We start from the raw sequence: 16,201 nt of genomic DNA, 5'->3' as shown, positions 1-16,201 counted from the left end.
CCCTTTTCTTATGGTTAACTATAATTAGCAGCCAAGTTACTTAAGATATTTTCCCGGCTCTCCGATTTGTCCGCTACCGTTGAGTACCCAGATCCTGACCGAATATGCCGGTACAGTAAACGACAAAGACCCACCAGACACTTGCCTGGTTTCACCGGACACCACATCGGTGTACGAGCCATTCATCACCTGGCTCATCGTCACTTTCTGGTCACTGCCCGCAGCAAGCCCGACCAAGGCATAACTGCCCTCCGAGCTCAAATCGCGAATAAAACTGATACCCGCCCCCCACTCATTCACTGCACTCATCGGCGCTTTTTGCAAAGCAGGCACTGCAGCCCGGAGCATATTCAGTCGTTTGATATGCTGATAAAGCGGATGTGACCGGGTAGCCGCCACGTTGTCGAGATGCTCGCCGTAATACGCCCTGCCAGTTTGATCGAGGGTATCATTAGAGCTGGCAATATCCTGAGGTAAACCAGCCTGAAACATGATTTCTTCACCATAATACAGCGTCGGAATGCCACGTGCGGTCCACAGTAAATTGTACACCAATGCCGCATTCGCTTCGTCTCCGCCATAGCGGTATTTGAAGTCATTGTCGGGTCCAACATCATGGTTCTGGAAAAAGGTCACCAGCTGAGTCGCGTCACCGTAAATCCAGTCCATCGAGAAGATGCCGCCAATTCCGCCAAAATTGCCGCGGGTCACATTATCACGGAAGGTAGAAAACAAAGAGAAATCAAGTACCGAGAAACCTGAATCGCCGCCGCCATTCGGGTCAGACGGATCCTGAGTCGTGCGGGTGTACCACCAGGGACGGATCACCGCAGAAGCATTATCATTGGCGATTTCAGCCCCCCAACCGGTCCCTTTGACCAGATTCTCGCCGAATACAAACAGATCCGGCTTGTAAGCTTTCCAATTATTGACGTACTCCAGCAGTTCATCGCGCTCTACGTGCTTCACCGTATCGAGGCGGATGGCATTCACACCCATGTCTAAATACTGATGAATAGCACCATTGATGTAATCTTTCACATTCTGGTTACCTGTTGCCAGATCTATGGTATCCCCTGCCATGTGCTTGTTTTGCAGCGCTTGCGGATTTTCCCAATCGCCCCCTGACATAAAACCATCGAGATGGTACCACTGCGGATCCAATCCCTGGGCATCAATACCAAAGAATCGGTTCGGATCGTAACCGGCCAGTGGCAGCGTTACCCCGCTTTTCGGATCAACTATCGGTTGCATACCATCAGGATCCGATTGACAGGCCTCACGATACCAAGCCGGGGCAGTCGGGTTATCATCATCACAGCGATTGGCAGTAATATAATCCCCCAGGTTGCCCTGGTACGGGCCATTATCAATCAGCCCCTGCTCCGAGCCTTGCGGCACGTAATATTTGATTGGCATATGATCGATCCATACTTTACCGCGCAGACCATATTGGCTGGAGTGATTAATAACCACATCCTGAATGACTTTCAGCCCTTTCGCATGAGCGGCATTGATGAAGTCCTGATAAGTACCGCTTTCAGATTCCAGCCTCGGATCGACGGTATAAAAGTCATACGCATGGTAACCGTGATAATCGAGCCCCGAGCGGTTTTCCACCGGGGGCGTGACCCAAATCGCGGTAAATCCGAGGTCCGTGATGTAATCCAACTGCTCAATCAAGCCTTTGAAATCACCACGCCATTGCGGATCACCGGCTTTGTAACGGTCACGGTTGTAGTAGTTATTGCTGCTGTCACCATCATAAAAACGTGCCGTCATCAGAAAGTAGATGGTTTCACTACGAAAATCGCTGCTGCCAGCACTGGCCTCACCAATACGATACTGGAAGGATTGCAGACGCCGGTTTCCCGCGACATCAACCGCTAAGGTTCGGATCTGTAAATCGACCCCGAACGAGATATCGCTGGCCACGATTTCCTGACCGGTATAGCGAGGGCTCTGTTCACTGGGCTCGCTGCCATCGGTGGTGAAGTACAACAGCGGAGCGCTGTCCTGATTATCACTGACTGCCAGCCGGATCGACTGATTGTCCGCATAACTGCCCGGTGAAGGTGTAACTGTAACCACCGGAGGAATAGTGTCTTCGCCCTGCGCCAGAGTAGCAGAGATGGTTTTGCTCAGCGCGTTAAAACAAATCTGATAATCCCCAGCCTGTGCTAACCGATAATCCTGCGCCGGATAGCTTTCTGCCCAATCACCATAGTGATCGATTTTGAAGCGGGGGTCAGCGCTGTCAAAACTTTGTTCGGTACAATATAAATCGCCGCCCTCGGTAGCCATCGATTCACTGGACCATGCGTTGGACGTGCCACGGAAATACCATGTGTCCTCATCACTGCCCACCACCTCGACCGTGACACTGGCTTGTGCAGACAAACCTTGGTCATCAGTCACCGTCACAGTCACCGTTTGCAACCCGGCCTGTGCAAAGATGACATCGATTGAAGCCGTGGTTTGACCGGTATTCCACAAGAAAGACCTAATGGTCCCGTCCGGATCATAAGAGCTGGCGGCAGAAAAAGTGACGCTCTCGCCCTGCACGGCCGGTTGATCGGTGGAAGCCTGTATGTGCGCGACCGGAGCCTGATTAATCTCACCGGTTTTCACCAGTGTGTAAGCCAGTGTCTGTTCATTCACCTCGACATCATAGGCTCCGGAAACAGCAGTGACGATATCGTCGCCCGAGAACTCCAGCACACCGTCTTGGTTAGTGTCACCGTAGTTTTGCGTCCAGTCTCCGAGCACGTCAAACTTAAAGCGCTGATTCGGCTGGCCGTCGAAGTTAACCGCCACTCGCCAGACATTTTCCGCTACACGCTGCATTGGCGTCACAGCCCAATCATTGGCCGTTCCACGAAAATAGAGCTGACTAAACACTGGCTCGCTCTGCGTCGCACAACTGTCAACCGGCTCTGCCAAAACCTGTTTGCTGCTGGCGTTAAACGTAATCGAAACAACCTGATTACTACTGACGATATAGTCGCTGGCAGGATAACTTTCCGCCCAGTCGCCCTCTCGGTCAATTTTAAAACGCGGCCCACCCGTCGCATCACCTTGGTTGAATACTTGGCATATTTGATAAATATCTCCGCCCAAGGCTCTCATTTGGGCTGCGGCCCAATCGTTGGAAGTACCGCGGTAATACCACTGTGCTGACAACGGCGAAGATATCATCGCGAGCCCTAGCGTGCTCAATAGGAATTTATTCATGTGCAGTGCCCACCAATGAGTTACTAACGGTGATCTGCTTAGTCACACTGTTAAAATCAATTTGGTAACTCGCATTGTCACCGACCTGATAATCACTGACCGGATAAGTGTCGGTCCAGGTTCCATCATCGATTTTAAAGCGCGCCGGAGATTCCTCGCCCTGAAAACTTTGCACAGTGCTATACAAACCCGTGTCAGCATCATAACGCAGCGCCGTCAGCCCCCAGCCATTCGGAGTTCCGCGGAAGTACCAGGCTTCATCCCCGCCAGCAACTGGCACAGCACCACAACTCGTTAAAGGTTGCCATTGACCTGACTGGTAACACAGGTTTGGCGCAGCCGTGGCTAAATCAGCACTCTGATTGGCTCCGACGCTGCTGAAGATAAGATTCACGCTCTGAACATCCGTGCCAAAATCATAACAGTACAGCCCCTCTTCATGCGTCATGACCACACCTGGCCAGGTCGCATCAGCCACGGGCTCACCAGCCACGACATCCCAGTAATAAAGGGTTGGCTGAGTATGGCCGGCTGCATTGTCATAACACACTCTACTTTGGGTCACGGGCTCAGGTTCGGTATTTCCACCGTCTTCACTATTCACGGTAAAGCCACAATCCTGCAACGCACGCCACTGGCCGTTCGAATAACACTGGCCGGAACTCGCTATCAGGTCATCAGTTTGCTGTGCGCCGTTATCAGAAAAAATCACCTTCACACTGTCAACCACAACGCCTAAGTCATGACAAAAGAAATCACCGTTAGCACTCATCGCCGCACCAGGCCACGAAGCATCGGCGATACTTCCCGCTGGCAGGGCATCCCAGTAGTACAGGTTAGGATGATTCAATCCGCTTCGGTTATCGACACACAGCGCAGTGGCGCTGACCGCAGAATCCGGGACAGGAGTCGGTCCTGGCGTTGGGTTACTGCAGCCTGCACAAACTTTAGCGCCCACATGAATCGCCGCCGCATCATGCTGAGTCACGGTAAAGTGAGCCCAACCGGACGAATCAACCGCCACCGTCGGACCGTCACAGATCCCGGTTGCCGCATCGTAGTCACCGGCAATCACATTGCAATATTCGCCCTCCGGCATACCGGTTTGAAAACCTTGATCGATGGCTTTGCTGTCATCACGATTAATCACCACAAAGCCTAAGCCGCCACGGCCAAATGCAATCTGGTTATAACCATCATCCCACCAGTTGGTCACACGCCACTCGGCTGCAGTATGATGACGAAACGCCACCATATTGGCAACGCCACGCCATTTGTGCTCACAAACCCAGTTACCGCCGTCAAAGCCACAACTGTTTCCTGAGTGGACACCGGAGGGCGGTGGTCCTGCGTCGAAATTGTTGTTGAAGTAATAACCGGACATTACTTTCGGATAACCATACGGGTAAGCCAGGGTAAACACGTTCCCTAACATGTATAAATTACCGAAATCCTGATGACTTAAAACCTGGCCCGGGTTATGACGCTCTTCATCATGGTTAGTCACAAACGTCACCGCATTTTCACTCGACAGCCATCCGCTCCAACTGCCGATTCCCTGCAACTGATTAATACCACCCTGCTTAAATCTCGGTCCAATCGTGCGGGCAAAATTAAATTCCGTCACATCACCAATATAAGTATATTCACTTGGCTGAACCGGCTCACCGCCGGCACCAATCACTTCCTGAAAGATATACGGTGAACCATTTAACTTACTTTTAATCGCGGCAATATCCGCGGCAGGTATATGTTTCGCAGCATCAATTCTGAAACCAGCCCCCCCCATACTGATAGCATCATTCATATAATCCGCGATTTTCTGGCGCACATATTCCGATTCGGTTTTTAAGTCATTCAGACCGACTAAATCACAATTTTGAATCGACCATCGGTCGGAATAATTAATATCGCTGGTACAAGTATGAAAGTCATTCGCGCCAAAAGGCACTTCAGGAAAAGAACGATTCCCCGCTGCCATATGATTGATGACCGCATCCAGATAAATATCGACACCCGCAGCATTACAACGCTGCACCATGCTTTGAAATTCTTGCCGGTTACCACTGCGTCCTTCAAATGAGTAGCTTACAGGCTGGTATCTTGACCACCAGGCAGGATTATCAACACTTTTTTGCGGTGGTGATACCTGAACAGCCGCAAATCCCTTCGGCCCCAAAAAGGTTTCGCATTCGGTTGCAATATCGTTCCACTGCCATTCAAACAAATGTACGAATGTCGACCCGGGTACTTGATTTGCGAATGTGACAGAGGGAAAGGCCAGCCCGGTAATAATTAACCCTGCGGCCAAGCTTAGCTTGGTTTTCATTTTTATTCCTTATTTTCAGATTTATTGTCAAATAACATCAACAAATAGAAATTAAGGTAGGTGTAAATTAATTCTTTGCTATAAGTTGTTTTATTTCAACGTGAGCAAAATCATGAATGGTACTGAATATAAATATCAATATTAGATCAATATCACCGAACGTATATATAGCCAGTGAACATTATCGCTGAAAATTTTCAAACATATACTTATCAATATATTATTATGATTTTTAAAATATTATTTAAAAATCAAATTCCAATCACAGATTGCGGGGGCTACATAAAGTGATCTGGCCGACACAAGGTTAATATCCATCTCCGCCTTTCCAAACTAATTGAATATTGTGTCTGTGGCATTTATTGATGTTCTTGCGCGAAAAAGCATGAGAGCCAAGAGCTGGCACATAACGTCCATCTGGCGATGTTCTCTGTTTAACTAAGGGTTAGCCAAATGCTAACCCTGATAATCTATTGATACCTTACTATCTGTTCGGGTGATTCAAAATGTGATCTTCCCAGTCCACCACATCAATCTCGTACACCACTTTATTGCGTACGCTTTCGCCGGCGGCGTGCATGGCGGCTTTGGAGCCGGTGATCAGCGGGTGCCACTTTGGTAGGGTTTCACCGTCGGCCAAAAGGCGGTACGCGCAGGTGTCCGGCAGCCAGTGGAATTCATCGATCTTGTCGCGAGTCAGCTTGAGGCACTCTTCGCCTGAGCTGAAACGGTTCGGGTAATCTTTGCAAGAGCAGGTTTCGCTGTTTAACCAGCTGCACGCGACATTGGTGTAATACACCTCGTCTGAGTCTTCGTCCATCAGCTTGTGCAGGCAGCATTTGCCGCAACCATCACACAGGGATTCCCACTCTGCTTCGGTCATTTGATCCAGGGTTTTGCTTTGCCAAAATGGAGTGCTCATAACGTCTGTTTTTCCTGTCTTGTTTCAGGGGGACGATTTATACCCTCCTGCCCTACAAAGTTCAAGGATAAATATTCTGCGATCCCGCTGCGAGCCGCGACGATTTCTGGTAGGATCGCCGCCCTTATTGAGCGAACACACAAAAGTAGGTAAATGATGGAATGTAGACTGGGTTGCGGCGCATGCTGTATTGCGCCGAGTATTTCTTCCCCGATTCCGGGTATGCCCGATGGTAAGCCGGCCGGTGTGCGCTGTATTCAGCTCAATGATGACAATTTATGTAAGCTGTTTGGCAAGGCGGAGCGCCCTAAAGTATGCCACCAGTTCAAACCGTGCCCGAGTGTGTGCGGCAGCACTAATCAGCAGGCCCTGGACAATATCACCGAACTGGAACAGCTGACCTGAGCCTCACGCTCAAACGCAGCTCAGATTGAGAGATTAAAAAACCGCGCCATGATGCGCGGTTTTTTATTACAGTTTTTGTCGGCCCAGCAGCGAGTGAGACAAGGTGGTCCCGTCGACCAGCTCCAGTTCACCGCCCACCGGTACACCGTGGGCAATACGGCTGGCTGAGACATCGTGCTCGCGGCACAGCTCTGCGATGTAGTGCGCCGTTGCTTCACCTTCCACCGTCGGGTTGGTGGCCAGAATCACTTCGGTCACGTCACCACGTTGCAAGCGAAAATCGAGCACGTCCAGGCCAATATCACTCGGCCCGATACCATCCAGCGGTGACAGGTGGCCCATCAGCACGAAATAGCGACCGGAGTACTGACCCGTGGCTTCTACCGCCGCAATATCTGCCGGGCTTTCCACCACACAGATCTGGCCGTTTTCCTGACGCTTCGGATTTTGACAAATATGGCAAATGTCCTCCTCAGTAAAGGTACGACATTCGCTGCAATGGCCGATTTCAACCATTGCCTGACTCAGAGCATCTGCCAGTTGCAGGCCACCTTTACGGTCTCTCTGCAACAAATGAAAGGCCATACGCTGCGCTGACTTGGGGCCAACCCCAGGCAGACAACGTAAGGCCTCCATCAAATGCTCCAGCATATGACTGGTGCGCATTAAACTGACTCGTAATTAAAACGGCATTTTCATACCCGGTGGTAGTTGCATACCTCCGGTAACGCTTGCCATTTTTTCTTTCTGAGTTTCTTCAACGCGACGCGCCGCATCGTTAAATGCGGCTGCAATCAGGTCTTCCAGCATTTCTTTGTCGTCTTCCATCAGGCTGTCGTCGATTTCGACACGACGTACGCTGTGACTGCCAGTGATAGTGACTTTAACCAGGCCAGCACCAGATTCACCGGTGATTTCCATGTTTGCAATTTCTTCTTGAAGCTTTTGCATGCGATCTTGCATCTGTTGGGCTTGCTTCATCAGGTTGCCCATTCCGCCTTTACCAAACATCTTTATCTCTCTGGTTTATCTCATTGTTTCACATACTGTGGGGGTAATTGAGCGAAATCTCAAGTCCACAGTCGCAGTTATATCGGTCTAACACTGTCTTTATCGAGAGCAGCGCTAAAACGGCGTTCAATAAATTGTACGTTAGGATCTGCCACAAGGTTATCAATCGCCTGTGAAAGTTTGCTCTGATACAGGCGCTCTCTCAATTCCAGCGGCGTTTCGCCCTCTTCACCAATAGTCACCGACAATTGACACTCTTCATTAAGTTGGTCATTTAATGCCTGCAGAAGTTCACTCTGGGCACGGTCGGTGTTGAGGTGGGCATGAGTCGCACGCAGAGTCAGCTCAATGGTTGCCCCCTGTTTACGGTAAGTCGAGTTAAGTGCTAACTGTTCCACCAGCTTAGGCGTATTGAGGCGCTGGATAAGGGCAGCCCACTCATCCTGGGCATTCGCCTCATCGATAAGCTTTTGCGTCATCTCCGGCGTTTTTTCATGCTCCAGCGCGCGTTTAATCTGGGTTGGAGTCAGCTCATTTTTTTGTGGCGCTTCAATCGGCGCTTCTTGCATCGGGCGCCACTGGTAAGCTTCATCACTCGGCGCTTGATCTTCGCTCTGCTGCGCAGTATAGGGCGACATCTGCGCGGCATGCTGACCACGCTGGGCTACACGCTCAAGAACCGAAACCGGCTTGGCAGATGTCGCATCAGACTTTTTTGTATCATTACCCTTTTGCGCTAGCCCCTGACGCTGCGAGCGCAGTTGATGGCGCAGCCCTGCAACCGGTGATGCCGGCGGAGCTTGTTGTGGGGTAACCTGAACCTGCTGCGCTGGCTGAGGTGCCGGTTCTGAACTATCAGATGGCATTGGCTGCTGATAGCCACCGCTTTCCGTCGAATTGGCTGGCATGCTTTGCGGGTTCGCAGGCATGCTTGGCTGAGTAGCCGGAGCATAGCCGGATGCCGGTTCTGAAGGCTGCGTCGCCGCTTGAGCCTGAACCGCCTGCGGCTGAGCGGCCGGAGTGTGTGTCGTATCCGCAGGAGCCGATTGCGGCCGGGCAATCTGCTGTGCAGCCGGCTGCGGCGCAATTACATTTGCCAGCGAGGTCTGTGATGGACGAAATGCCATCATACGCAGCGCAATCATCTCAATCCCGATACGCGGGGTGGGTGACAGCGCCAGATCATCACGGCCTTTGAGCGCGATTTGGTAATAGAGTTGGACATCCTGCGGCGCCAATGCTTTGGCGAGCCACTGAATTTGCTCAGCATCCGGCTGCGCTTTATCGACACTGGAAGGCAACGCCTGATACATGGCAACACGGTGCAATTGAGTCGCGAGCTGTTGCAACAGACCATCCCACTCAACCCCGTTTTGCGCCAGAGCGTCGATACGCTCCATCACGGTTTGTGGTTGCTGACTGCTGATGGCCTGGAGCAGATGGAGTGCCTGATCCGTATCGAGCGTGCCGAGCATATGCGCCACAACATCTTTTTGTACCTGGCCATTACCCAAAGCAATGGCCTGATCGGTCAGGCTGAGCGCATCACGCATACTGCCATCGGCAGCGTGCGCAATCAGTGACAGGGCTTTCGCCTCACTGTCGACCTGCTCTTGCTGCAGAATATGACTGAGCTGCTCAGTAATGGTGTCAACATTGATCGGTTTGAGGTGGAACTGCAGACAACGCGACAAAATGGTGACCGGCAGTTTTTGCGGGTCGGTCGTCGCGAGCAGGAATTTCACATACTCAGGCGGCTCTTCAAGCGTTTTAAGCAAAGCGTTAAAACTGTGGCGCGAGAGCATGTGCACTTCGTCAATCAGGTAGACTTTAAACCGGCCACGGGCCGGTTTGTACTGCACGTTATCCAGCAGTTCGCGCGTATCTTCAACTTTGGTTCGTGAAGCGGCATCGATCTCTAACAGGTCAACAAAACGGCCCTGATCAATCTCTTTACAGGTATCACACTCACCACAAGGGGTGGCCGTAATGCCCGTTTCACAGTTCAGCCCTTTCGCAAACAGACGACCTATGGTCGTTTTACCGACACCGCGTGTTCCGCTGAACAGGTACGCATGGTGGAGACGGTTCTGTGCCAGAGCATTTTCTAAAGCTGTTAATACATGTGCCTGACCCACGACTTCTTTAAATTTTGTGGGCCGCCACTTTCGCGCTAAGGCTAGATAACTCATGAAACCTTCCGATTTAGTGACCTTCAAATTCACAGATGCTGTAAACGTTCAAGCCTAAACCTTCCAGCCGCTTGTCACCACCAATTTCTGGCAGATTGATTACGAACGCCGCATGCTCCACTTCACCGCCCAGTTGACGAATCAGTTTTGCCGTCGCTTCGATGGTACCGCCGGTTGCCAGCAGATCGTCCACCACCAGTACTTTGTCGCCTGGCTGAATAGCGTCTACGTGAATTTCCAGTGTGTCTGTACCGTATTCCAGATCGTAAGTCTGACCCACGGTTTCACGTGGCAGTTTGCCTGGTTTACGAACAGGAACAAAACCTAACCCCAGCTCCAGAGCCAGTGGCGCACCAAACAGGAAACCACGTGCTTCTGTGCCCACTACCTTGGTGAACCCCATCTCTTTGTAACGATCAACAAACAGCTGGATAGTCGCCTGGTAAGCTTTTGCATCTTCAAGCAGACTGGTCACGTCGCGGAACAAAATGCCCGGCTTTGGATAGTTCTCAATGCTTTTGATGCTGGATTTAATCAGTGAAAGAGTTTCGGTTGTCATAACAAAATTAACTTTGATTGGCCCGACGCGGCATCTCTCCGCTTGGGGTATTTACGGTTTCTGCACTGTAAAAAACTTTCCATGTGCCGAAAAAACAAACGCCCACTCGAAGAGCGGGCACACTTCTCCACAATGCTAGTGATTTTCTTGTTGGTTAGCAACCAGCTCGTGAGTAGGAAGACGCAGAAACACGATAATCAGCACCACTAAACCGACCAACAGCAGACTCTTTAACCAAAGATGAGGAACAACAGCGATAGAAAGCGCAAAGCTGAGCACAATAAATACGCAACCGCGTTGCTTAACCTGCTTCGATACTGCTTTGTTCTGCTGCCAGTTGATAATGATCGGCCCGAACAGCGAATGCTCATGCAACCAGCGATGAAATCTGGGGCTACTGCGGAAAAAACACGCACTGGCCAGCAGAATAAAGGGCGTGGTGGGAAGAAGAGGAAGTATGATACCCAGAACACCCAGGCAAACGCTCAGCACACCAACAACATTGAGTACAGCATGTCGAATATTGATGGTGAACCTCACTTAACTATTGTGCGCGCTACCTGGTCAAAAGCATGGTTGCGCGTTGGTGGAATAACCGACAGGCAGCCGTCATTCCAACCTTAACCGATATCAGAACCCGGCGTAGCCATTGACCACACGAAGCCAGGTCAGGGTCGCAGGTAAGGTCGGTACTAACAGGGCCAGGATGAAACCTAAAAAGTATAAAACATTATAAGGTTCTTTAAACTCTTTGTCTGCCATGATTCGCTTCTCTGTTGTAGGTGACTTTTTGTTATTGCCGACTTGTTATTGCCGACTCCCGTCTCCGGTAAACCAGCTTATCCCCCGACTTTATGGCGACTTACTGCGGAAATAGGCTTGCTACAGCCGGCGTTATCCCAAACCGCACGCCAGGCGGTGGTTAATTATTGACGCTGACTATAACTTAAACAACCCACCATAAACACTGACTATAAACAGGGATATTAGTAACCGGTTAACTGGCTCACATTTGCCTTTGCACGTGATAAGCCTGATGCAAACCAGCTCAACTGCTGAAAAGAAAATGCAGGGCCAAAGCCCTGCATCTGACAAAATATGATTGACGTACACTACCCATGTTACCAAAGCAACTAAGTTACCTGAGGTAGCTAAAAGGGTAACTAAAAGCAACCGAGCCAGTGTCCATCGCTCTGGCCTGCTGTCAGTTTTAGTCTGCGATCAGTTATTGCTGCCCTGATAAATGTCCAGCACAAAGCTACAGGATCCGAGACAACTCAACGACAGCTGACAGGCATCGTGAATCAGTAAGTCTTTGGTAATGAAGTTTTTAAGGCAGTTTTCACCCAGGTTCAATCCCGCGGCTATGTGCTGCGTCATGTAACCGTTCGACCACTGGCTATCCAGCCCGGCGGGCAAGAGAGACAAGGTTCCGTCTGACAAATTAGCAACCCCAAACAGAGCCGCGACGGGCTCGGCGCACTCGGAGCATTCCAGTCCACGCTCGACAATCTCCGCCAGATCTTTCAGATCAGCACTAAAACTGCGCAAGTTACGTAAGTAATCATTAAACAGGGCACGGACCAGCAAAGTACCTGCCACCCCTTTGTCGTGGCTACTCGATGAATCCACCACATAAAACGCAAACTGACCATTCATCAGCCACGCATAGTCAAACACTAACGGCATCACATCCGCTGACTGCAACAGACGATAGCTGCATTTCCACGCGCCCTGCGCAGTGTCTTTTTCCGGCAGCAACGCATGTAACAGATCTTTGGCCGCACTCGGGTTGTCTCGCAAATACTCCAGATGCCAGTGCAACTCCTGCTCTTCAGGAATATCACCGCCGCCATCGACCTGGAACCACTGACTGGCAAAATCGCGTTGATCCGCCAAATGGTTACAGGTGTCCTCGAGCGTACTCTCAATGGCACAACTTAAGTGTTCATGATTGCCAATCGGCTTGGCGAGGAAATCTTTAATGCCATAACGCAGCGCTTTGGCAACGTCGGACATTTCGTCGGTGGCCGACACCACAATCATGGGCAGCGACGGATACTCCAAGCTGACCTCTTCCACAAACTCAATACCGTCCAGCACGGGCATCGACAAATCACACAGCACCAAATCCGGTTCGGTCTTCCTCAGTTTCCTCAGCCCGTCCAGTCCGTCTTCGGCTTCCATCACTTTATAGCCTTGCGCAGACAGGTAACCGCTGGTGATACGCCTGAATATCGGGTCATCATCCACCAGCATAATTAACTTCTCATCTGGCACTTTGGTAGCCGAAATATCTGGCGTTTCGATGTGTGTTTTGTACATAGCCCCCTACCCCACTATGCGTTTGCAATGTGTTTGCTGTTCACAATTTGAATTATTGTTATAAGATGGTTTCTCACGTTACTTAAAAGTAGCCTTGAAATAAGATTTATACAAATATTCCACTTTGCACCTGGGTTGCATACTATATGTATGGAATATCACAAATCGTCCAACAAGTTGACATCACTCAATCTTTGCCTTTGGATATCCGTATAAATTACTCAAATTCGTAAAATAATGTGTCAGGAACGATGAAACTAGATGATCTAAACCTTTTTCGACTGGTTGTCGAAAACGGTAGCTACACCGCCACTTCTCGTAAGACGATGATACCTGTAGCGACCATTACCCGACGCATTCAAGCGCTTGAAGATTCGCTGAATCTAAGACTTTTGAATCGCCACGCTCGTAAACTGTCGCTGACCGAAGCCGGTGAACGTTTCTTTAAAGATTGCTCACCCTTGCTGCAGCGCCTGGCTTCCATGACGGAAGAGATTACCGATGAATGTCGTGGTGCCTCCGGTAAAATTAAGATTTCAGCGCCCTACAATTTGACCAAACGCATGATGATGCCGATGTTCAATGACTTCATGCGCGAGTATCCTGAAATCAATATTGAGCTGACCACCAGCAACCATGCGGATCAGCTTGACCCAACCGAATGGGATGTCATTTTCCGGGTCGGACCACAACGAGATTCTAGCCTGATTGCCCGTAAAATCAGCGATGTGAAAGATATTTTGGTCGCAAGCCCGGAGTACCTGGCCACCAATCCGGCGCCAAAACATGCCGAAGATCTGGTGCGTCACTCACTGCTGAAAGGCTACCCGCTGATCAAGTGGCAACTGACCAGCACCAAAGGCGAAGTCGTCACCAACAACGACAAAGGACGCTTTCAGGCCAACGCACTGAATGTCGTGCGCAGCGCCTGCTCCGAAGGTTTAGGCATCACTCTGATGCCAGACGTCATGCTGCGCGAATTTATTGCCGACGGCAGCCTGGTTCGGGTGCTGGAAGACTGGAGTGCTAACCCGCGCGACATCTATATGCTCTACAACCATAAAGACCATCTGCCGGAGAAAGTGCGCTTGTTCATAGATTTCGTGATTGCCTACAACATTCACTAACAGGCTACAGTAACCCAATAAAATGCCAGTAACTTAGCGTTACTGGCATTTTTTGTTCTGGTCCGAACAGAAGGCATACAGGCTGACATTCAGCGCAGTTATAGGTATTCCACAAACTGGCTCAGCTCACGTTCCGGAGCTTTCATCGGAGTGCTGGTCGGGGTCCCAAGATACAGGAAACCGACGATTTCATCTTCACCTTCCAGACCAAATGCCGCACGCACATCGGCATGGAACATCCAGTTACCTGAACGCCAGATCCCCTGATAGCCTTGTGCTACCGCTGCCATTTGCATCGCCTGCACCGCACAGCCAGCCGATAAATGCTGCTCCAGTGCCGGAACTTTCTCATGCGGCGTGACCTTGGCAATCACCGTAATGACCATCGGGGCACGAAACGGCGCATTCTTCAGTTTGGTGACCACGGCTTCTTCACTGTTTTCTGCCAGCGCTGCCTTAACCAGAATATCGGACAGTTTCTGCAAACCGCGCCCCTGAGCAATCACAAAGCGCCACGGGGTCAGATTGGCGTGGTCCGGTGCACGCAGGCCCGCGCGAATGATGTTCTCCAGCGCTTTACCTTCCGGCGCAGGTGCTTCCAGTTTGGCGACCGAGCGACGGTTTAACAGCAGTTCAAGAGCGTCCATATTGGGTCCTTCTTAGGTTCTTGATTATTCGGGTAATGCTAGCACACTCGGCAGACAAGTTAGAATACCAGCCATCACGCATCGCCGCCTTTATTGGAAAGCGTAAGCCGGGAAACGTCAGCCAAGGCAAAGTCGGAGCAAATAAAAAAGGTTCATCGCGGATTAGCGGGAACTTAAAACAAAAACGGTAGTAAGTGATAAGGTTACATCGCCAAACACAACCTTACACAAACTACCGTTTTCATGCCGAATCATACTTTCCTATCATCGTTCTGGGAAGGCTTTCATGTCGTAAAGTCTGTACAAACGTCTTCTCTCATCACGATTACTCTCCAACCCAGCACAACTGCTCGATGTTCATGTGGGCAACATGTTCAAGCCATACATGATTATCAGTGGCGCACGATTAAGGAAGCGATGATTCTCGGCGTACCCGTCGAGCTATCCCTACAAACAAGGCGTATCAAGTGCCCTGACTGCGGTATCAAAACCGAATCTATTTCTTGGCTTGAACCTTTTGCTCGCCTGACTAACCGCTTAAGAAGTTACATTGAGCAGTTGTTGCCTCTTCTTCCTATCAAACATATTGCCCAGATGACGGGGGTTCATTGGCATACGATTAAGGCGATAGATAAGCGTCGGCTGCAACATGTGGTGCCAGAGGTTAACTGGGCAGAGCTGAGACAACTGGTCATGGATGAGTTTGCTCTCTTCAAGGGACATCGTTATGCCACTGTTATCGCGGATGCTAAGACGCATCAAGTGCTTTGGATAGGCGTCGGACGCAGCCGAAAAGATATCCGTCCCTTCTTTGAATTACTCGGTGAGCATAGCCAGAACATAGAAGCGGTTGCAATGGATATGAATACGGCTTTCGACTTTGAAGTGCAGCAACATTGTCCTAACGCCCGCATTGTGTACGACTTATTCCACGTGGTCGCCAAATTTGGCCGGGAAGTGATGGATAGAGTCAGAGTTGACCAAGCTAATCAACTCAAACAGGACAAGAAAACGCGCCAATGGGTGAAACGTTCACGCTGGGTTCTCCTCAAAAACAGAGCTAATTTAGACGGTAAGCAGGAGAGCTATCTGAGTGAGATACTGAGCATGAACAAGGACTTAATGGTGACGTATTTACTTGGCTCTCAGCTTAAAGAGTTATGGAGGTGCCAGTCGGAAAGAGAAGCGGAAGACTTATGGGACGTATGGTGGGAGCAAGTTCAAGAAAGCGGGATCAAGCCGCTTATGGACTTCGCGAGAAAGCTCAAACCGTATCTTCATGGCATCGTTGCTTCTGCAAGCTACCCACTCAATACCTGTACGCTCGAAGGGATAAACAACAAGATAAAGTTAATCAAACGAATGGGCTACGGTTACCGAGATATCGATTACTTTTTTTTAAAGATAAAAGCGGCTTTCCCCGGAAAGCCGCGATGAACCATAAAAAGCG

The 16,201-nt window shown here is 50.3% G+C and carries 14 protein-coding genes; 3 read left to right on the top strand and 11 right to left on the bottom strand.

Features of this window, described 5'->3' with window-relative positions; genetic code table 11:
* Positions 1-36: 36 nt before the first annotated feature.
* The 3 genes from J0X00_RS16810 to J0X00_RS16800 all read right to left on the bottom strand — a co-directional run bounded on the left by J0X00_RS16810 (position 37) and on the right by J0X00_RS16800 (position 6,485).
* On the bottom strand, positions 37-3,234 hold the full coding sequence (locus J0X00_RS16810) for an alpha-amylase family glycosyl hydrolase (RefSeq protein WP_282477262.1): 3,198 nt from the start codon (positions 3,232-3,234) through the stop codon (positions 37-39).
* Complete coding sequence (locus J0X00_RS16805; protein ID WP_282477261.1) at positions 3,227-5,563, bottom strand: starch-binding protein; 2,337 nt, start codon at positions 5,561-5,563, stop codon at positions 3,227-3,229. Before J0X00_RS16805 ends, J0X00_RS16810 begins: the two co-directional genes overlap by 8 nt.
* A 484-nt stretch (positions 5,564-6,047) precedes the next feature.
* A complete protein-coding gene (locus J0X00_RS16800) occupies positions 6,048-6,485 on the bottom strand; it encodes a YcgN family cysteine cluster protein (RefSeq protein WP_282477260.1) in 438 nt (145 codons plus the stop codon).
* Positions 6,486-6,641: 156 nt separating this feature from the next.
* On the opposite strand from J0X00_RS16800, the gene J0X00_RS16795 reads away from it, so the two are divergent.
* Positions 6,642-6,890 (top strand): YkgJ family cysteine cluster protein, encoded by a 249-nt coding sequence (locus J0X00_RS16795; protein ID WP_136484402.1) that lies wholly within the window; start codon positions 6,642-6,644, stop codon positions 6,888-6,890.
* 66 nt (positions 6,891-6,956) lie between these two features.
* Here the strand turns inward: J0X00_RS16795 and recR are convergent, their stop codons facing one another.
* From recR to J0X00_RS16760, 7 genes are all read right to left on the bottom strand, one after another.
* Positions 6,957-7,556 (bottom strand): recombination mediator RecR, encoded by a 600-nt coding sequence (recR, locus tag J0X00_RS16790; RefSeq protein WP_136484322.1) that lies wholly within the window; start codon positions 7,554-7,556, stop codon positions 6,957-6,959.
* A gap of 15 nt (positions 7,557-7,571) precedes the next feature.
* Positions 7,572-7,901, bottom strand: coding sequence for a YbaB/EbfC family nucleoid-associated protein (locus J0X00_RS16785; protein WP_136484323.1), 330 nt, complete (start codon positions 7,899-7,901; stop codon positions 7,572-7,574).
* A gap of 77 nt (positions 7,902-7,978) precedes the next feature.
* On the bottom strand, positions 7,979-10,093 hold the full coding sequence (gene dnaX / locus J0X00_RS16780) for a DNA polymerase III subunit gamma/tau (protein ID WP_282477259.1): 2,115 nt from the start codon (positions 10,091-10,093) through the stop codon (positions 7,979-7,981).
* A 13-nt stretch (positions 10,094-10,106) separates the two neighbouring features.
* Positions 10,107-10,652, bottom strand: coding sequence for an adenine phosphoribosyltransferase (gene apt / locus J0X00_RS16775; protein ID WP_136484325.1), 546 nt, complete (start codon positions 10,650-10,652; stop codon positions 10,107-10,109).
* A gap of 135 nt (positions 10,653-10,787) precedes the next feature.
* Positions 10,788-11,192, bottom strand: coding sequence for a YbaN family protein (locus tag J0X00_RS16770; RefSeq protein ID WP_136484326.1), 405 nt, complete (start codon positions 11,190-11,192; stop codon positions 10,788-10,790).
* A 90-nt stretch (positions 11,193-11,282) separates the two neighbouring features.
* Positions 11,283-11,414: a hypothetical protein gene (locus tag J0X00_RS16765; RefSeq protein ID WP_136484327.1), complete on the bottom strand. Its 132-nt coding sequence runs from the start codon at positions 11,412-11,414 to the stop codon at positions 11,283-11,285.
* A 459-nt stretch (positions 11,415-11,873) separates the two neighbouring features.
* Positions 11,874-12,977 (bottom strand): response regulator, encoded by a 1,104-nt coding sequence (locus J0X00_RS16760; protein ID WP_282477258.1) that lies wholly within the window; start codon positions 12,975-12,977, stop codon positions 11,874-11,876.
* 251 nt (positions 12,978-13,228) lie between these two features.
* Here J0X00_RS16760 and J0X00_RS16755 point away from each other — a divergent pair, with 251 nt between their 5' ends.
* A complete protein-coding gene (locus J0X00_RS16755) occupies positions 13,229-14,104 on the top strand; it encodes a LysR family transcriptional regulator (protein WP_136484329.1) in 876 nt (291 codons plus the stop codon).
* A 98-nt stretch (positions 14,105-14,202) separates the two neighbouring features.
* Here the strand turns inward: J0X00_RS16755 and J0X00_RS16750 are convergent, their stop codons facing one another.
* A complete protein-coding gene (locus J0X00_RS16750) occupies positions 14,203-14,751 on the bottom strand; it encodes an NAD(P)H nitroreductase (protein ID WP_136484330.1) in 549 nt (182 codons plus the stop codon).
* Positions 14,752-14,994: 243 nt separating this feature from the next.
* Here J0X00_RS16750 and J0X00_RS16745 point away from each other — a divergent pair, with 243 nt between their 5' ends.
* A complete protein-coding gene (locus J0X00_RS16745; RefSeq protein ID WP_282476786.1) occupies positions 14,995-16,188 on the top strand; it encodes an ISL3 family transposase in 1,194 nt (397 codons plus the stop codon).
* The last annotated feature ends 13 nt before the right edge of the window (positions 16,189-16,201 follow it).

Origin of the sequence: Vibrio sp. ABG19, from assembly GCF_029962385.1 — a bacterium.
GTDB classification, from domain to species: Bacteria; Pseudomonadota; Gammaproteobacteria; order Enterobacterales; family Vibrionaceae; genus Vibrio; species Vibrio ostreae.
This window is presented reverse-complemented; position numbering and strand designations above follow the sequence as displayed.